At 67.3% G+C, this 17,891-nt stretch carries 12 protein-coding genes; 4 read left to right on the forward strand and 8 right to left on the reverse strand.

The genetic code is table 11. The features are described from left to right. Window positions 1-1,296, forward strand: a complete 1,296-nt coding sequence (locus ABIB42_RS13370) for a helix-turn-helix domain-containing protein (RefSeq protein WP_005671034.1) — start codon at window positions 1-3, stop codon at window positions 1,294-1,296. Continuing rightward, entirely contained in the window at window positions 1,293-2,861 is a 1,569-nt protein-coding gene (locus ABIB42_RS13375) for a GH39 family glycosyl hydrolase (protein WP_429248456.1), read from the forward strand. Before ABIB42_RS13370 ends, ABIB42_RS13375 begins: the two co-directional genes overlap by 4 nt. A 4-nt stretch (window positions 2,862-2,865) precedes the next feature. On the opposite strand, the gene ABIB42_RS13380 is transcribed toward ABIB42_RS13375, so the two are convergent. Next, window positions 2,866-3,642 (reverse strand): hypothetical protein, encoded by a 777-nt coding sequence (locus ABIB42_RS13380; RefSeq protein ID WP_005671038.1) that lies wholly within the window; start codon window positions 3,640-3,642, stop codon window positions 2,866-2,868. A gap of 203 nt (window positions 3,643-3,845) precedes the next feature. Between ABIB42_RS13380 and ABIB42_RS13385 the strand changes: the two genes are divergently transcribed. Beyond that, the gene (locus ABIB42_RS13385) at window positions 3,846-4,046 is read left to right on the forward strand and encodes a hypothetical protein (RefSeq protein WP_005671040.1); all 201 of its coding nucleotides are present in this window, start codon (window positions 3,846-3,848) and stop codon (window positions 4,044-4,046) included. A gap of 7 nt (window positions 4,047-4,053) precedes the next feature. Here ABIB42_RS13385 and ABIB42_RS13390 read toward each other — a convergent pair whose 3' ends face one another. Genes ABIB42_RS13390 through ABIB42_RS13415 form a run of 6 tightly spaced genes read right to left on the reverse strand, consistent with a single transcriptional unit; the run spans window position 4,054 to window position 14,949 of the window. Further along, window positions 4,054-4,689 carry a hypothetical protein gene (locus tag ABIB42_RS13390; protein ID WP_005671042.1) on the reverse strand — a complete coding sequence of 212 codons (636 nt, stop codon included), beginning with the start codon at window positions 4,687-4,689 and terminating at the stop codon, window positions 4,054-4,056. Between the two features lie 43 nt (window positions 4,690-4,732). After that, window positions 4,733-5,818 (reverse strand): SGNH/GDSL hydrolase family protein, encoded by a 1,086-nt coding sequence (locus tag ABIB42_RS13395; RefSeq protein ID WP_429248457.1) that lies wholly within the window; start codon window positions 5,816-5,818, stop codon window positions 4,733-4,735. 47 nt (window positions 5,819-5,865) lie between these two features. Further along, window positions 5,866-8,736 carry a TIM-barrel domain-containing protein gene (locus ABIB42_RS13400; protein WP_429248458.1) on the reverse strand — a complete coding sequence of 957 codons (2,871 nt, stop codon included), beginning with the start codon at window positions 8,734-8,736 and terminating at the stop codon, window positions 5,866-5,868. A 26-nt stretch (window positions 8,737-8,762) separates the two neighbouring features. Continuing rightward, complete coding sequence (locus ABIB42_RS13405) at window positions 8,763-10,436, reverse strand: DUF5597 domain-containing protein (protein WP_429248459.1); 1,674 nt, start codon at window positions 10,434-10,436, stop codon at window positions 8,763-8,765. 32 nt (window positions 10,437-10,468) lie between these two features. Continuing rightward, window positions 10,469-12,763 carry a glycoside hydrolase family 95 protein gene (locus ABIB42_RS13410; RefSeq protein ID WP_429248460.1) on the reverse strand — a complete coding sequence of 765 codons (2,295 nt, stop codon included), beginning with the start codon at window positions 12,761-12,763 and terminating at the stop codon, window positions 10,469-10,471. Beyond that, the gene (locus ABIB42_RS13415) at window positions 12,760-14,949 is read right to left on the reverse strand and encodes an exo-alpha-sialidase (protein ID WP_429248461.1); all 2,190 of its coding nucleotides are present in this window, start codon (window positions 14,947-14,949) and stop codon (window positions 12,760-12,762) included. Before ABIB42_RS13415 ends, ABIB42_RS13410 begins: the two co-directional genes overlap by 4 nt. 191 nt (window positions 14,950-15,140) lie before the next feature. Between ABIB42_RS13415 and ABIB42_RS13420 the strand changes: the two genes are divergently transcribed. Then, entirely contained in the window at window positions 15,141-16,718 is a 1,578-nt protein-coding gene (locus tag ABIB42_RS13420) for an aldehyde dehydrogenase (NADP(+)) (RefSeq protein WP_429248462.1), read from the forward strand. A gap of 22 nt (window positions 16,719-16,740) precedes the next feature. On the opposite strand, the gene ABIB42_RS13425 is transcribed toward ABIB42_RS13420, so the two are convergent. Further along, a complete protein-coding gene (locus tag ABIB42_RS13425; RefSeq protein WP_273036143.1) occupies window positions 16,741-17,883 on the reverse strand; it encodes a sugar ABC transporter permease in 1,143 nt (380 codons plus the stop codon). Window positions 17,884-17,891: the final 8 nt, after the last annotated feature.

Here is a 17,891-nt window from a genome sequence, read left to right on the forward strand (position 1 = left end):
ATGCATGCCTTCCAACGCCGGGCGCTGCTGGCCCTCCTGGCGCTGCTCGCGGCTAGCCTGGTGCTGGGCACTGCCTGCTACCGGCGCAGCTTCCTGGACGTCGCGCTGTTGAGCGGCCCGGGCGACGGCCAGGCGGCCTGGCGCGTCCACCCGGGTGGCGACGCCTCGGCCGGCGGCGCATCGAACGTGCGGGTGCTCGACGACGGCCGGCGTCTGCGCATGGCGCTGAACGTCGCCAGCGGCACGACCTATCCCTACGCGGAAGCCAACCTGTTCTTCCTTGGACCGAACGGTGAGCCGGCGCACGCCGACCTGACGCGCTTTGCCTCGGTGTCCTTCATCGCCACCTGCGCGCCACAGAACACCTTGTCGCTGGTGGCGCCGACCTTTGAGGAGGGCCTGTCCCGGCGCGGCGACCCGGCCAGCTACCGCGCTCCATCGAGCTTCTTTTCCTGCAACGAGCAAGGCAGCCGGGTCGAACTGGACCTGACGCGCATGGAGACGCCGCAATGGTGGTTCGCCCATGCGGGACTGCCGCTGTCGCGCCAATCCTACCGCCTGGACCAGGTGCCCAAGCTGGCCATCGGCAGCACCTTCCAGACACCGCGCGACGTGGCGCTGGTGGTCGACGTGAGCAGCCTGACCCTGCATGGCCGCGACCTGCGCTGGATCATCATGCCCGGCGCGTTTCTTCTGCTCGCCTGGGCCGGCTTCGGCCTGTGGCTGTTCCGCGCCCACGCGCACGCCCTGCGCCGCGAGCTGCAGGACAAGCTGCAGAAGGACTTGCCGATCGTGGCCTACCAGCAGCTCTCGCTCGAACTCCCGCTCGAGCCGCGCCGCGACCGCGAAAAGGCGGCCATCCTGCAGGCGATGGCGAGCCGCTATGCCGAGGCCGACCTGGACCTGGACGCCGTGGTGCAGGCGGCCGGCGTCAACCGCAACAAGGTCAACGAGATCCTCAAGGCCGAACTGGGCTTCACATTCACCGGCTACCTGAACAAGCTGCGCCTGGCCGAGGCGGCGCGCCTGCTGGCCGAGAAGGGATCGGCCACGGTCTCCGAGGTCGCCTACACGGTCGGCTACAACAACGCCTCTTACTTCAACAAGCTTTTCAAGGAGGAGTATGGGTGCACGCCGAAGGCGTTCCGCGCCTCGCTGGCCGGCGCCCCGGGCATGGCGCCTGAACCTGACACGTCCGGCACGATTGCTTCAACTATCCGCATGGCGCATGCCATGGCGGGTGGCGCACCGTATGCTTGCGCTTCACCAGGCTCACCACGGGAATTCGATCCATGAGACACACGCCATTCGCCCGGGCCCTGCTGGCCGCGGCGCTCATTCTGCCAATCAGCGCGCTCGCGCAGCAGCGCAACATCGACGTCGACGTCACCCAGGTCCAGGGCAAGCTCGACCGCATGTTCAACCTGTCGGTCGGCGCCGGGCGCGCCAACGAAGGCTTGCGCGCCGACTGGCAGCAGCAGCTGGCCGAGATCCGGCGCGACGCGGGCTTTCGCTACATCCGCTTCCACGGCCTCCTGACCGACGACATGGGCGTGTACAAGATCGACGCCCAGGGCAAGGAACAGTACAACTTCCAGTACATCGATGCGTTGTTCGACTACCTGCTCTCGATCGGCATCAAGCCCTTCGTCGAGCTGGGCTTCATGCCGAATGCCATGGCCAGCGGCGCCAAGACCATCTTCTGGTGGCGCGGCAACGTCACGCCGCCACGCGACTACGGCCAGTGGGAGCGCCTGATCGAGGCCCTGACGCGGCACTGGACCGAACGCTATGGCAAGGAGGAAGTCGCGAGCTGGTACTTCGAAGTATGGAACGAACCGAACCTGGACGGCTTCTGGGCCGGCACCCAGGACGAGTACTTCCGGCTGTACGCCCACGCGGCGCGCGCCATCAAGCGTGTCGATTCCTCCTACCGGGTCGGCGGCCCGGCCACCGCCGGCGCGGCCTGGATTCCCGAAATGATGGCCTATGCCGACAAGAACAAGGTGCCGCTCGACTTCGTCAGTACCCACTCGTATGGCGTCGGTGAAGGCTACCTGGACGAATTCGGCACCAAGGGCACGGTCCTGAGCCGCGACGAGATGGCGGTGGCCAGCGACGTGCTCAAGAACCGCAGGGAGATCGCCGCCTCGAGCATGCCGAAGCTCGAGCTGCACTATACCGAATGGAGTTCGTCGTACACCCCGGCCGACCCGACCCACGACAGCTATCACCAGGCCGCCTACATCCTGAAAAAGCTCAAGCAGAGCAGCGGCGCGGTGCAATCGATGTCGTACTGGGTGTTCACCGATATCTTCGAAGAGCCCGGTCCGCGCTTCGAGGCCTTCCACGGCGGCTTCGGGCTGATGAACACGCAGGGCATCAAGAAGCCGGCCTATTTCGCCTACCAGTTCCTGAACCAGCTCGGCCACACGGAGCTCAAGAATGCGGACAAGGATTCCTGGGCGACCGTCGACGACAAAGGCAATGCCCAGGTCCTGCTATGGGACGTGACCCAGACGCTGCCCGACAAGGTCAACAACCAGCAGTTCTACATCAAGGACTTGCCGCCGAAGGCCAAGGGCCAGGTCGCCGTGACGCTGCGCGGCCTGAAGCCGAGCGCCTACGCCATGACGGTGTCGCAGGTCGGCTACAAGCAGAACGACGCCTTCACCGCCTATATCGGCATGGGCTCGCCAAAGCAGTTGACCCGGCAGCAGGTCGCCACGCTCAAGGCGCAAGCCACCGGCAAGCCGTCGCAGCAGAAGACGGTCACCGTCGGCGCCGATGGCCGCCTGGCCACCAGCCTGCCGCTACGCGAGAACGACGTCTACCTGCTGCAGTTCGCTCCAGCGAAATGATGGGTCAGCCTTTCGCCAGGATGGCGGCGATCGCCGCATCGGCGCGTTTGTAGAACGCCGGCCATTCCTGGTCATAGCTTGCCCGCGCCTTTTGCGTGAGCGCGCTGCGCGAGGTGAACATGTGCAGCACGCTGCCGTCGCGCTGGACGACGACCTCGGGCGTGACGATCTCTGACTCGATGACCTTCTCGCCCGGGTTCTTCACGATCGGCGCGAAACGGTTGGGCACTTCATAGACCTGGACCCGGCCGTCCGCCCCCTGCTTGACGTGGATGATTTTGGTCTCACCCGGTCCCATCGCGTCGCGCAGCCGCACCACGCCGGCATGCGCCTCGCGCGCGGCGCGGACATCGAAGCCTCTTTGCAGCATGTCGACCACGACGCCGAAACCGCCAAGGTATTTCCCGATGGCCGGGTCGATCGGTTGCGGCCGCTGGAGGCCTTGCCACGCCATGCCGAGCATGTCGACGACGGTCGCGCTATCGAGCCCGGCCGCGACGACGGCCGCCGGCGCCTTCGCCAGGTCGGGCGTGGGAGCGGGAGCGGGAGCGGGAGCGGAAGTGTCGGCCGGCCCGGCGGGCGCTGTCTGACCGGCCCCGCCAGGCCCGACATCGGGGATGCGCGGGAATGTTTCCGGACCGCCTGCGGTATTGCTTGATGACTGCTCCCCAGGCTTTCCGCCCGCATTGGCCGTTGACTGCGGCCACCAATCGAATGCTGCGCAACCCGACAGCCCGAGGATCGAGCCGACGAGCATTGTGCGCGCCAAGAGCAATTTCATCGCGACCTCCCTGAATCTGCGTCGATAGAGAGCGTATGATGACGCGCACCGCGGGCGGCTTTTTATATCTATAACAAGCCGCAGACCGGTTAGCCCGTCCTCGCCGTGAAGCATTGGCGTCGATATACGGCTACGTTAGAATCGTGCAACGCTGCTCGCTCCAATCCAGTGTTCACTGATCACGCAACATTACGGGAATCGATATGGCAAAGAAGGAAGAAGAACTGGACGAAGAAACCTTGGCGTTCATCCAGTGGTGCATCGAAGTGGAAGGTTTCCTGGTCGCCGGCGGCGCCACCGTCAAGCAGGCCCAGGATCACATCGAAGAACAGATCGAGTGGTTCACCGACCAGTTCTACGATTCACTGACGCCCGAAGAGGCGGCGAAGGAAGCGCTGGCCTGAACCCGGTTCAGCGCGGGTAGGTGAAGCCGGTGCGGATATCCATCGGCGCCAGGCTGTCCCGGGTGCGCACCATCAGGCGCTGCGGCGGCTCCTCGCCGGCCAGGGCGCCGGGCGCGAACGGCAATCCTTCCGCCTTGCGCACGAGCGCATCGCAACGCTCGTAGACGTTCGGGCAGCCGGTGGCGGCCAGCAGCGCCTGCACCACCGGCACCTTCCACAGGTCGACGCCCCCGGCGTTGAACTGGCAGACCAGGTAGCCGTCCGGGCCGCCATAGCCCTGCACCACCAGGCCGGGCAGGCCATCCTTTTCCCCGTCGACCAGCTGGACCAGCGCATCCGGTCCGACCGCGCGCCAGGTGTCAAGCCGCCGTTCGATGGCGGCCTGCACCCGGCGCTTGATGAGCGCATGGTCGACCGCTTCATCTTCGCGCAAGGTCCAGACGCGGGCCGCGATCTGCGACCTGGCGTTGTAGGCGGCGCGCGCCAGGAAGCGGCGCGACGACGATTGCACCAGCGCCGTCACGCCGATCTTGTTGCGCTCGTGCGGCTTGCCGTCGACTTTGTCGATCGCGGACTGGTAGATCCAGGGGTCGCCGGCAAGGATCGCTTGTTCCTTGCCCTGCTTGATGGTGATGATGAGCATGTGCGGCTTTCGTAACGAAGGCCGGCATGATACAGCACTACCCCTACCACCCCATTCTTTGCCGCACGAAAGTGGTCAGCAAGTCCGCATTCGCCTGGTGCTGCGCCACGCGCGGATGCTTGCCATAACCCGTGAACGGAAAGAACAGCGTGTCGATGCGCGCGTCACCGGCCGAGCGCAGGTTCCTGACGGCGGTCTCGACATACCCTGGCCAGGGCGATCCGGCCCTGGTCGCGTCCATGCTGCCGAGCGCGCACACGATATACGCCTTCGGGTACAGCGACCTGACGCGCGCGACGAAAGCCTGGTAGGCCGCGATCCGCTGCGCTTCATCGGGCTCGGGCTGCAGCTTGTGGTCGCGGCCGATCAGCCAGCTATCGTTCTGCATCAGGTTCACCACCACCACGTCGGGCGTCCAGCGCGAAAAGTCCCAGCGGCTGTCATTGTCGCCGACCGCGCTCAGCTGGTCGTAAAAGTCCGGCATCGTGAACGGGAACCAGCTGATCATGATGCCGATGCCGCCCTGCGAGGTGAAATGCGCTTCGGCGCCGAGCTGGCGGGCGGCGATCGCGGCGTAGGACCGATAGTTGTTCTTGTCCTTGCCGTGATGATCCTCGCCATCGTCAGGCGCCTCGTTGCCCATGCCGCTGGTGATCGAATCGCCGAAGAACTCGATCCTCCGGCCCGGCCTGGCCGGCGGCGCCTGCAATGCCGCCTTGTCGTCCAGCGCCAGGCCGAGGAACACGGTGGCGCCCTCCTCGCCCTCGGTGCGCTTGGTGAGCAACACCCGATGCGCGCCGGGCGCGAGCCCGTTGGCCACGAGGTAGCTCTTCTTCCCCTTGTCGAGCTGCAGGATGATCGGCCGCCCGGTATCGCCGTCGAGGAAGACGTTGTAGTAATTCTTGCCGTGCTGGTCGTCGAGGACGATGGACAGCGAGGTGCCGGTGAAGGTGGCCGCCACCGACGTGCCCGGCCAGCTCAGCACCGGCGTGCGGCGGTCGCTGAAATCGATGCGGCCCGTGTACTGCAAGTGCTGGTGGTCGGGCGCGACCGTCTCGAGCGCATGGGCGGGTGCCAGGTGGAGCAGACCGGCCAGGGCCAGGCAGGCCGCGTAAGAGAAGATGTTCATGGGTGTCGACTGAAAATGCCGGGCACGCGCACGTGCCCGGCGGGTAATCACAGCTTGATGCTCACCGGCTTGCCCTCATACACCACCGACTTGTCCGACGCATCCATATCGGCCGCGGTCGACACCCCCGGCTTGATCACGCGCACCCGGAACTCGCGCTTCTCGACCATGCCCTGGTAGCGGCCGACGCGCTCGCCGATCTGCACCACGCCGGCCTTGTCGTCGTAGCTGATCGGGATGCGGCTGGCTTCGCCGCGCTGGTAGGCGTTCGTCACGCCGTCGTCCTCGTACAGGGTCGCGAGGCCGTTGGCGCCGGCATACACGAACAGCGTCAGCGGCGCATCGGGCTTCTCGTCCACGTACTGGGTCACGGGACCGGCCGTGATCACCGAGCCGGCCTTGACGAACAGCGGCATGCGCTCGCGCGGCGCCTGGATGGTGCGGGTCGCGCCGCCCCGGTGGCGCTCGCCGGTATGGAAGTCGTACCAGTCGGCGCCGGCGGGCAGGTAGACCTGGCGCTGGCGCGCCTTGTACTCGTACACCGGCGCCACCAGGAACGAAGGGCCGAACATGTACTGGTCCTTGACGTTCTTCGCCTTGTCATCGAGCGGGAAGTCCATCGCCAGGCCGCGCATCATGGTGCCCGAGCGGTAATGGGTGTCGGATGCGATCGTGTAAATATACGGCATCAGGCGGTAGCGCAGCTTCAGCCACCAGACCATATTGTCGCGCATGGCGTCGTCGCCGGCGGCGATGTTATAGATCTCGCGCTTGACCACCTCGCCGTGCGAACGGAACAGCGGCGTGAAGGCGCCGAACTGGAACCAGCGGTGGTTCAGCTCGCGCCACTCTTCCATGTCTTCGGGATTGGCTTTGGCGCGGCTGGTGACGCGGTTTTCCTGGGCCGAGCCGACGTCGCCGCTCTGGAACCGCACTTCCTGGGCATAGCCGCCGATGTCGTGGGTCCAGTTCGGGACGCCCGACATCGACATATTGGTGCCCGACGCGATCTGGTCGTACAGATTGTTCCAGCGTCCCACCGTGTCGCCGCTCCACACCGCCACGCTATTCCTCTGGATGCCGGCGAAGCCCGAGCGCGACAGGATGAACTGACGCTTATCGGGCTGGTCACGCTTGAGGCCATCGATCATGGCGCCCGTGCTCACCAGGCTGTAGGGATTGAAGGTGATCTCGCCGGCGCCATACACGGTCGGTCCGATCAGCTGCTTGAAGTCTTCCAGCCGGCTGTTCGACAGCACGTCGGGTTCGGTATTGTCCATCCACCAGGCGTCGAAGCCCAGGTCGACCAGCTTCGGTTTAAGCTGGCGGTAATAGATCTCGCGCGCCTCCCTGGTGTACGGATCGTAGTGGCTGTTGAGGTAACCCTTACCGACCCAATCGCGCGAACCATTCTCCACGTTCTTGGTCCACATATACCCCTTCGATGCGAACTCCTTGTAGTTGTCGGTATTGGCGTAGAACTTGCCCCACACCGACAGCATGATGCGCGCATTCTGCTTGTGGACGGCGTCGACCAGGCCCTTCGGATCAGGGAAGCGGGTCTTGTCGAAGTCGTGCGAGCCCCAGCCATCCTCGGGCCAGTAGAACCAGTCCTGGACGATGTTATCGAGCGGCCAGCCGCGCTTGCGGTATTCGCCCAGGGCGTCGAGCAGCTGTTGCTGGGTCTCGTAGCGCTGGCGCGACTGCCAGAAGCCGTAGGCCCATTTCGGCATCATCGGCGCCTGGCCGGTCAGGTGGCGGTAGCCGGCGATCGCGCCGTCCATGCTGTCGGCGCTGATCACGTGGTAGTTGATGGCCTCGGCGATCTCGGACGACATGGTCAGCGAATGGCGCTCGGGCGCCGGGAGCGGATTGTTGTGGGTGATGGCCACCATGCCGCCCGACGGCTTCCATTCCAGGTGCAGCTTGACCGGCTTGTTCTTGTCGAATTTGACCTCGAAGTTGTGGTACCACGGGTTCCAGCCCATGCGCCACACGTCCATCACTTCCTTGCCGTCCACCGTCAGCCTGGCGTAGTCCGAGGAATAGAGCTGCATCTTGTGCACGCCCGGCTTGTCGCTGCTCATGGTGCCTTCCCATACCACGCGCACGTTCTTGAGGTCCTTGGCCGGCTTGAGCTCCTTGGGCCAGTTCTCGTCCACGTCCTTCAGGTACTGGTAGTCGATGTCCTTCTCCTGGCGCGTCAGCGCCAGCTTGCCGTCGACGTAGTAGCGCGCGGTCAGGCCGGCCTGCTTGCCGTCAAGGCTGCGCAAGACCAGGTCGCGCGACATGTGGTCGTAGGGCGTGGCGTCGCCGAAGCGCGAGATCGAGTTGTTGTCCCACAGCAGGCCATAGCCCTTGTCCGACACCACGAAGGGCACGGCGGCGATCATATTGTGCTGGGCCAGCAGCACGTCTTCGCCGTTGTAGTTCATCTGGTTGTTCTGGTGCTGGCCCAGGCCGAAATAGGCGTCGCGCGTGCCATGATTGAAGCCCTGCTTGATCGCCAAAAACGGCTTGCCGCCGACGTCGACCGGCTTCATCGACTCGGACGCCTGGGCCAGGAAGCGCTTGCCGGCGCCGTCGAAGAACTGGACCTGGCCGTCTTTCAGCGACACGGTGGCCGATATCTTGCCCGCCTTGAGCTGGACGTTGTCCGTCGTGGGCGTGACCGTGAACGTGCATTTGTCGGCGCACGGCGCGGCCACCGTCATGAGCGAGGGCGTGAGCGTCCTGTTCTCCTCGGCGAGCTTCACGACCTGGATGATGTTGTCGCTCATCAGGTTCAGGCGCACCACCTTGGCGCCGCTATCGGGCCGCACTTCGATGCCGGTGGCGGTCTGTTGAAACGTGCCCGCATGGGCCTGGAGCCCGGAGGCGAGGAACAGCGCCGCGGCTGCCACCTGTGTCATACGCATTTGCATATCTCCTGTCTTCATCGTTGTTATTCCTGGTACGTCCCGAGCTTGACCTTCAGCACCACCGGCGCCGCCGGCAGGTTCAGGCCATAGTCGGTCTGGTCGCCGTTCCAGTTGCGCTCCATGACCCAGCGGCCATTGGCGTCGAAACGGCCTTCCTCCACCCGCCCCAAGAGCGAGGGCTTGCCCGCGTTCGCGCCATCGCCCGCGAACTTCACGCGCGCCTGCTGGCCGACGAGCACGAACTCGTTCTCGCCGACCTGGGCGATGGCCACGCCGCCGCCGGGCTTCTCGGTTCCTTCCTTGAACTCGCTCTTGTCCTTCAGGTACTGGCGCTCGCCGAACTGGAATTCGCGGAACGACACGGTCGCCTTCCAGCCCTCCAGCGCCACCGTCTGCGGCGCACGGTCGTCGCCCTCGGCCACGCCGTGGGTGCGGCCCTCGAAGGCCCAGCGCGCCCACTGGCGCTGCATCGGCGCGAACGCCCCGTACACGGTGGCGAAGGGCTCGACCATGCGGCGGTCTGTGAACTTCGAGCCCAGCGGGTAGTTGCTGTAGTCGAAGTAGTCGAGCCCGAACGGCGCCACGCCCAGCGCCCCCATGCCGACGATCTGGTACACGTAGCGCGCATAGCCCGCCGCATTGCCCATCTCCGGCACCATCAAGGCGTTGTCCGGCCGCTGGTACGATTTCAGCACCGCCGTCACCTTGTTCGACTCGGGCATATAGATGTCGGGCGCCGCCAGGTCGATGTGCGGCGCCGCCGCCTTGTAGATGTCGATCACGTCCCAGGTCGGCCCGCCGCTGGCGAAGTTCGCTTTCCACGGCGCCGCCGGCTTGCCGTCGAGCGAAGGCTCGCGCAGGGCGGCGTTGACGAACATCGGCAGGTCGTACACCGCGCGCCCCGCGCTGGCGATCGACTCGATATAGCTGGCGATGGCCCAGGAATGGAAGTACTGGTCGGCGTAGTCGCCATACACCTGGCGCCAGCTGCCCTGGGTCACGCCCGCCACCTTCGGCTTCTGGCGCGCCAGCACCGCGGCCGGCACCTGCTGGCGGAAGGCCGCCTCGGCGCGTTCGCCATGGTCGCGCGGGACGCCATAGGTGCCCACCTCGTTCTCGACCTGCACCATGATCACGGTGCGGTGGCCGCTGTCGATCTTCCTGATGTGCTCCATCATCCTGACGAAGGCGCGCCGGTCGGCCGCCAGCGTCTGCTCGCCGAACGGCGAATGGCTGTAGACCGTCTTGCCGTCCTTGTCCTTCATGCGCGGGAAGCGCCGGTTGTCGAACTTGACCCATTCCGGCAGGTAGCCCGGCCCCGTGTTCTTCCAGGTGCCGAACCAGACGATGACGAGCCTGATATCGTTTTCACGCGCCTGCGAAACGAGGGTGTCGAGGAAGCTGAAGTCGAACTCCCCTTCCTTGGGCTCCACCTGTTCCCAGGCGACCGGCATCTCGAGGGTATTGGCGTGCGCGTCCTTCAGCGCCGCCCAGACCTTGGGCAAGGCGCCCGGATAGTTGCTGGAGTTATGGGCCTGACCCGCGAGCATCAGGAACGGCGCGCCGTCCACCATCAGGGCGTGCCGGCCATCCTTTTCGACGAGGCGCGGCAGCTCGGGGGCGGCAGTCGCCGCGCCGGCGCTGGCCAACAACAGGCAGAGGCACGCAAGCCTGCGGGCGAGTGGTTTCAGGGTCATGCTGTTCGTCTCCTTCGTTGTCATTCTTGTCGTTAGCGCAACTGCGCCGGGTCCAGGCTACGGCTCTGCCCTGTCGCCAGGTCGATCTCGATGCGTTTCGCGCCGTAGCGGATCTTGACGGGACCGTCGTTCCCGGCCACCGCACGCACCGTGACGCCCTGCAAGCGGCCATCGGCCCAGCGCAGATCCACTTCATATCCGCCACGCGCGCGCAATCCCTTCACCGCGCCGCGCGCCCACGCCGACGGCAGCGCCGGCAACAGGTGCAATTCACCGCCCTGCGATTGCAGCAGCATCTCGGCGATCGCCGCGGTGGCGCCAAAATTGCCGTCGATCTGGAACGGCGGGTGGGCGTCGAGCAGGTTCGGATAGGTGCCGCCGGCGTTGTTATGTTCCGAAAAGACGCCGGCCTGTTCGGCCGCGCGCGCGCCCGGCGCCGCCAGCAGGCCGCGCAGCATGCGGTGGGCGCGCTCGCCGTCGTGCAACCTGGCCCAGAACGCCATCTTCCAGGCCATCGACCAGCCGGTGCCGGCGTCGCCGCGCGCTTCCAGCGTGCGGCGCGCGGCGCGGGCCAGGTCCGGCGTGCGCACCGGATCGATCTGGCGCCCCGGGAACAGCGCGAACAGGTGCGACACGTGGCGGTGGGTGTCGCGCGGCGTGTCGAGCACCGGGTCCTTCTTTTCTTCCAGCCATTCGAGCAACTGGCCCCAGCTGCCGATGCGCGGCCCGGCCAGGCGGTCGCGCATGGCGGCTAGCTGCGCGCGCAGATCCGGATCGACCCGCAGGATGCCGGCCGCCTCGACCGTGTTGTTGAACAGGTCCCATACGATCTGCTGGTCGTAGGCGACGCCATCCTCGACCGGACCGTGTTCCGGCGACCAGCCCTGCGGCGCGACCAGGCGCCCGTCCGGCAGCGCCTTCAGGTAGTCTTGCCAGAAGGCGCTGGCCTCCTTCATCACCGGATAGGCCACCTCGCGCAGGAAGCGCTCGTCGCGGTTGAAGGCGTAGTGTTCCCAGAAGTGCTGGGCATACCAGGCGTTGCCGGTCTTGTTCCACAGGTAGTCCATGGCGCCGAAGGGATTCGATTCGGTGCGCAGGGTCCAGCCCCGCACCGGCTGGCCATCGGCGCGGCGGAATTCCTCCGTGGTGGCGCGCCGCCATACCGGGGCCATGCCGTTCACGAAATCGAAGAACGGCAAGGCCGATTCTCCCAGGTTCGTCACCTCGGCCGGCCAGTAATTCATCTGGACGTTGATGTTGGTGTGGTAATCCGCATTCCACGGCGGCGTGAGGCTGTTGTTCCACAGGCCCTGCAGATTGGCCGGCAGCGAGCCGCGCGAACTGGAGGCCAGCAGGTAGCGGCCGTACTGGAAGTACTGGGCCTCGAGTTCCGGATCGCCGCCCGCTTTCGTGTAGGCCAGCAGGCGCGCATCGGTCGGCAGTGCGCGGCGAGCGGCCGGCGTCTCGCCCAGGTCGATAGCCACCCGCTGCATCAGGCGTCGGAAATCCTCGACGTGTTCCTCGAGGAGCGCTGCGGGAGCACGCGCCGCGGCCTGGTCCACCTGTGCGGTCACGCGCGCCAGCGGATGCCCGCCCTCGAAGCGGCGCGCGGCGTCGAGCACGTAGCTGGTGCCGGCGCCCAGGATCAGCGTCAGGCCGTCGGCGCCCGCGAAGGCGATGCGCTGGCCATCGGCCGTCAACTTGCCGCCATCGCTGATCACCTGCGCCTGGCTGGCGTAGGACATCACGTTGCCGCTCGGCGCCTGGTCGGGCAGCGCGAAGCCGGCCAGCGTACCGGTCGCATGCAGCCGGCCATTGGCCACCGCGAGATGGGCGCCGTGACGGTCCGTCAGGGACACGGCGCCGCTGTAGCGGCCGGGCCGGTCGGCAGTCAGGCGCAGCACGATCACCTGGGCCGGGAAGCTCGCCCAGGCTTCGCGCCGGTAGCGCACGCCGCCATGCGTATACGTCACCGTGTGCACGCCGCGCCCGAGGTCGAGCGTGCGGCGATAGTCGGTCACCCCGCTTTCGTGGCCGGGCAGCTCGACCAGCAGGTCGCCGAAGGGCTGGAAGGCGCCCATGGTCTTGTCGTCGCCGGTCCACAAGGTGATGTCGTTGAACTGCAGGTGTTCGCGGCCCGGCTGGCCGAACACCATGGCGCCGATGCGGCCATTGCCGATGGGGAGCGCCTCTTTTTCCCAGCCCTGGTCGTCGTCCCGGGCCGGCCGATCGTAGCGCAGCATCATCTCAGGCGCGGCGGCGCTGATTGCCGCCAGCGAGAAGGCGCAGGCGCCCAGCAGGATGCGCAGGCTGGAGAACATCTTCATATCGGTCCCGGCCTTCCATAGACGATGCCGCGGCCGGCGGTGCTCATGTAGACCACGCCAAAGCGGTTCATGTCGCCGACGATGAAGTGGCCGTCGCCGGGGCCGCCGTACTGGTGGGCGTCGTCGTTGATGCGCTGCCAGCTGCGCCCCAGGTCGAGCGAACGGTGGACGCCGCGCACGCCCTTGACGCTGCCCCAGATGTAGACGGTCGGCTCGCGCTTGCCCGGTGCGGCCTTGCCGAAACCGACCGCGCCGCAGTAGCCGACGCCGGCCAGCGGCGCGAAGCTGGCGCCGCCATCGCGCGAGCGCACCAGGCCGCCGTCCTTGAGCGCCACCCACAGGTCGCCCTCGCGGCCCGCCAGCGGACGAATCAGTCTGGAGCCGCCCGGCGGCAGGCTGGCGCGCGGTGCGAAGCTGGCGCCGCCATCCACGCTTGCCATCAGGGCCTTGTCGTCGTAGGCGTAGAACACTTTCGGGTTGACCGGATCGGCGACCGCGCGCAGGTCGCGCCCCGCCAGGCCCGCCACCTGGGTCCAGCTGGCGCCATCGTCGGCCGAGCGGTACAGGGCCGCCGATCCCTGCGGCGCATGCACGAGCGTCGCCCCGTCGCTCGACATCGCGACGCGCCCGCGCTTGCCCTGCAGCGCCGGCGTCCGGGTCCAGGTGTCGCCGCCGTCGCGCGTGACGAGCATGGCGTCGCCCACCCGCACCATGCTGCCGGGACGGCGGGCGGCGCCATCGAGCCCGGTGGTGGTGCCGATCTCGGGCTGGTGGATACGGCCCGGGCGCGCCGGGTCGTCGTGCACGAAGCCGTCGTAGTCGCCGATGGCCGAGACCAGCGGCGCGCCCGGCAGGCTGACCAGGCCGAGCGGCACCGTCTCTTCCAGGCCCTTCACCGTGAAAGTCCAGGTGGCCGGCGTGGCGTCGATGTCGGGCGTGCGGAACACGCCGTTGCCGGACGTGACCCATACCGCGCGCGGATCGAGCGGATCGAATTCGACCGAGCCGGCCCAGTGGATCGCGTGACCCTCGAGCCAGGGCACGCCGGCCGCGTCGCGCCGGAAGCCGCGCGCGATGACGTCGACCCAGTTGGCGCCGCCATCGTTCGACAGATAGACGCGGTCGCCGCGCGCATCGCCCTGGGCGATGAAGGTATTGATGGTGGAGACCACCAGCCGCCTGGGGTTGCGCGGGTCGACGCTGATCCCGGCGAACGGCCGGTTCGATCCCACCGGCGTCACGTTGCGCCATGCCCCGCTCGCGATCTCGTATTGCCACACCTGGCCGCGGTCGATCGGCTCGCTGCCGCTCTTGTCCGGGTGCGGACCGGCGCCGTTGGCATAGGTGATGTACAGCTTGCCGGCGCCGTCGAAGGCCGCGCGCTGCGGCATCAGGCCGGACGGGCTTCCCGCCACCGGCACGAAGGTCGCGCCGGCATCGTCGCTGCGGTACAGGTTCGGGCCGACGCTGCCGAAGCGCGACACGCCGACGAACAGCCGCTGCGCGCGCCCCTGCCTGACGCTGGCGGGGTCCGGCAACACGATGTTCAGGCCGACGTCGTTGGGCGTGGTGGTCACCGCCAGCGCCGGATTGCGCTGCCAGCTGCGTCCACCGTCGGCACTTTCGAACAGGCCGTCGCGGCGCGAGCCCAGGTAGAGGCGCTTGCTCGGCCCCGGATCGACGGCCAGCCGTTCGCCGCCCTGGCGTCCGAAGCCGTTGCCATGGGTCTTGAACTGGGCGCTGACGTCGACGACGTCGAAGCTCTTGCCGTAATCGGTCGAGCGCAGGATGGCGGTGCGGCCGCCGTTCAGGTAGGCGATCCCGGCCAGCAGCCACACATTGGCGGCGTTGTCGGGGTCGATCGCCAGCGCGTCGATGCCCAGCAAGCCCGTCTGGTCCTCGCCCACCCAATCGAGCAGCGGCGTCCAGCGGCCCTCCGTGGCGCGCCACAGGTAGGCGCCGCCGACGTCGGTGCGGGCGTAGGCGATGCCCGGTTCGCTGCGGCTCGGCACGATCGCGGTCACGAAGCCGCCGCCGCCGATGGCGACGCTGTCCCAGACATAGCCCGCGCCGTTCGGGACGACGGGGGCGGCCAAGGCTGCGGCGGCGACGCACACGGCCGCAACCACACCCAGGACCCTGCGCCAACCCATGCCGGGTCGGCGGGCGATCGTGGTACGCATCATGTCTCCTGCCTGTATTTATTATTGGCTTGCTGGCAACCATGCTAATCAATACAGGGGGCGCTTGCAACAAAAATGTTCGCGCTAACAGAAAACGTTATCATTTGGGCTGATTGTTTTATCGCCGATCCCGCAGCAGCGTCTGATTGCGTATGACATCAACGACCCAACCACTTCCAACCAGGAGACCCACAATGAATATCAGCGGCGAAATGATCATCGGCCACCAGATCCTGCGCGGCGGCGCCGGCGCCGTGCGCGCCTACGACCCCGCAAAGAAGCAAGACCTGGAGCCCGAGTTCGGCCTGGCGACGCCGGCCGACCTGGCGCGTGCCTGTGAACTGGCCGATGCCGCCGTCGAGCCGTATCGCGCCCTGCCCCTGGAGCAGCGCGCACGCTTCCTGGAGACGATCGCCCAGCGCATCCTCGACCTGGGCCCGACGCTGATCGAGCGCGCGTCGCAGGAAAGCGGCTTGCCGGCGGCCCGCCTGGAGGGCGAACGTGGCCGCACCGTGAACCAGCTGCGGCTGTTCGCCAAGGTGGTCCGCGACGGCCACTTCCTGGAAGCGACGCTGGATTCGGCCCTGCCCGAGCGCACGCCGCCGCGCCCAGACCTGCGCATGCGCAAGATTCCGCTCGGCGCGGTCGCCGTCTTCGGCGCCAGTAACTTCCCGCTCGCGTTCTCGGTGGCCGGTGGCGACACCGCATCAAGCCTGGCCGCCGGTTGCCCGGTCGTGGTCAAGGCCCACAACGCCCACCTCGGCACGTCGGAACTGGTGGGCAAGGCGGTGCTGCAGGCGGCGCTCGAATGCGGCATGCCGGAAGGCGTGTTCTCGCTGCTGATCGGCGAAGGCAACGGGATCGGCGGCGACCTCGTGAGCCATCCGGCGATCCGCGCCGTCGGCTTCACCGGCTCGCGCGCGGGCGGCCTGGCACTAAGCCAGATCGCCGCGAAGCGCAAGGAACCGATTCCCGTGTACGCCGAAATGAGCAGCATCAACCCGGTCTACCTGCTGCCGGGCGCGCTGGAGGCCGGCGGCGCAAAGCTGGCCGGCGCCTTCGTCGATTCGCTGACCCTGGGCGTCGGCCAGTTCTGCACCAACCCGGGCCTGGTGATCGGCCTGGCCGGCCCGCAGTTCGACGCCTTCCGCGACGCCGCCGCCGCCGCGCTCCAGCTCAAGCCCGCCGGCACCATGCTCACGGCCGGCATCCATCAAGCCTATGACAACGCCATCGGCAAACGCGCGGGCGTGGGCGGCGTGCAGCTGGTGGCGAACGGCAGCCAGGAAGGCCCGGGCTGCGCCGCGCGCGCCGCCCTGTATCAGTGCGACGCCGCGACCTTCCTCGCCAACCCGGCGCTGGAAGAAGAGATCTTCGGACCGGTTTCCTTGATGATCGCCTGCCGCAACGAGGACGAGATCCTGGCCGTGACGCGCCACCTGGAAGGCCAGCTGACCGCCACCGTGCACGCCGTCGACAGCGACCATGCGCTGGCCGGCGCCCTGCTGCCGCTGCTGGAGCGCAAGGTGGGCCGCATCCTGTTCAACGGCTTCCCGACCGGCGTCGAGGTGTCGTACGCGATGGTCCACGGCGGGCCGTTCCCGGCGACCTCGGATGCGCGCAGCACCTCGGTCGGCGCGACCGCGATCGAGCGCTTCCTGCGGCCGGTGTGCTACCAGGACGTGCCGGCCGGCCTGCTGCCGGACGCGCTCAAGGACGGCAATCCGCTCGGCCTGGTGCGCCTGGTGGATGGTGAAGTGAAGCTCGCGTAATCACCAACGACGTGGCCGCGTGTCAGCGGGTATTGCTGCGCGTGGCCACGTCCAGCCACACGGCCAGGGTCAGGATCAGGCCCTTGACGATCATCTGCCAGTAGGCGTCGACGTCGAGCATCGACATGCCGTTATCCAGGCTGGCCATCACCAGCGCGCCGACCAGGGCGCCATGCACGGTGCCGGCGCCGCCGCGCATCGAGGTGCCGCCGATGAAGCAGGCCGCGATCACGTCCAGCTCCGCCGACACGCCGGCCGAGGGCGAACCGGCCGCCAGGCGCGCGGTGTTGATCAAGCCCGCCAGCGCGCACATCAGCCCCATGAGGCCGAAGATCCACAGCTTGACCTTGCGCACGTCGATGCCGGACAGGCGGGTCGCCTCCATATTGCTGCCCACCGCATAGATGCGGCGGCCGAACACGGTCTGGCGCGCGATGTAGCTGAACACGCCCAGCAGGGTCAGGAGGATCAGCACCGGCAGCGGAATGCCTTCATAGCTGTTGAAGGTCGAGATCAGGCCCACCAGCACCACGCCAACGAGAAGCACGCGAAACACCGAACGCCACAGCGCGATCACCGGCAAGCCGTGGCGCGCCTGGTTGACCCGCTGGCGCCAGGCCAGCACGCCGGCCAGCGCGAACAGCAGCACACCCAGCCCGATGCCCCATGCCGGCGGCAGATAGGCCTGCCCGATCTGCTCGAAGCCGGGCGAGACCGGCGCCACGGTGGCGCCGTCCGTCAGGCCCAGCACCACGCCGCGGTAGGCCAGCATGCCCCCGAGCCCGACGATGAAGGAGGGTATGCCGGCATAGGCGGTGAGATAGCCGTTGAGGAAGCCGCACAGGAGGCCCGCGCCCAGCACCACCGCGATCGACAGCGGCAGCGGCATGCCGTGGGTGACGTCGAGCACCGCCGCCATCCCGCCCAGCAGGCCCAGGAGCGAACCGATCGACAGGTCGATCTCACCGGCGATGATGACGAACACCATGCCGCAGGCCAGGATGCCGGTGATCGACATCTGGCGCATCAGGTTCGAGACGTTGCGCGCCGAGGTGAAGCCGCCCTCGGTCATCCAGTGGAAGAAGGTCCAGATCAGGGCGACCGCCACCAGCAGCGCCAGGATCTTGTATTGGGTGAACAGCCGCTTGAGTGTCGTTGTATCCATGGGTGTTA

It is taken from the genome of Massilia sp. UYP32 (assembly GCF_050434365.1).
In the GTDB taxonomy this organism is placed as follows: Bacteria; Pseudomonadota; Gammaproteobacteria; order Burkholderiales; family Burkholderiaceae_D; genus Telluria; species Telluria timonae.

What these genes read in the sequence shown, in the direction of transcription:
- ABIB42_RS13415 (WP_429248461.1), bottom strand. Translation starts at nt 14,949, where the DNA reads ATGATGCGTACCACGATCGCCCGCCGACCCGGCATGGGTTGGCGCAGG.
- ABIB42_RS13420 (WP_429248462.1), top strand. Translation starts at nt 15,141, where the DNA reads ATGAATATCAGCGGCGAAATGATCATCGGCCACCAGATCCTGCGCGGC.
- ABIB42_RS13395 (WP_429248457.1), bottom strand. Translation starts at nt 5,818, where the DNA reads ATGAACATCTTCTCTTACGCGGCCTGCCTGGCCCTGGCCGGTCTGCTC.
- ABIB42_RS13400 (WP_429248458.1), bottom strand. Translation starts at nt 8,736, where the DNA reads ATGCGTATGACACAGGTGGCAGCCGCGGCGCTGTTCCTCGCCTCCGGG.
- ABIB42_RS13390 (WP_005671042.1), bottom strand. Translation starts at nt 4,689, where the DNA reads ATGCTCATCATCACCATCAAGCAGGGCAAGGAACAAGCGATCCTTGCC.
- ABIB42_RS13405 (WP_429248459.1), bottom strand. Translation starts at nt 10,436, where the DNA reads ATGACCCTGAAACCACTCGCCCGCAGGCTTGCGTGCCTCTGCCTGTTG.
- ABIB42_RS13375 (WP_429248456.1), top strand. Translation starts at nt 1,293, where the DNA reads ATGAGACACACGCCATTCGCCCGGGCCCTGCTGGCCGCGGCGCTCATT.
- ABIB42_RS13370 (WP_005671034.1), top strand. Translation starts at nt 1, where the DNA reads ATGCATGCCTTCCAACGCCGGGCGCTGCTGGCCCTCCTGGCGCTGCTC.
- ABIB42_RS13425 (WP_273036143.1), bottom strand. Translation starts at nt 17,883, where the DNA reads ATGGATACAACGACACTCAAGCGGCTGTTCACCCAATACAAGATCCTG.
- ABIB42_RS13410 (WP_429248460.1), bottom strand. Translation starts at nt 12,763, where the DNA reads ATGAAGATGTTCTCCAGCCTGCGCATCCTGCTGGGCGCCTGCGCCTTC.
- ABIB42_RS13385 (WP_005671040.1), top strand. Translation starts at nt 3,846, where the DNA reads ATGGCAAAGAAGGAAGAAGAACTGGACGAAGAAACCTTGGCGTTCATC.
- ABIB42_RS13380 (WP_005671038.1), bottom strand. Translation starts at nt 3,642, where the DNA reads ATGAAATTGCTCTTGGCGCGCACAATGCTCGTCGGCTCGATCCTCGGG.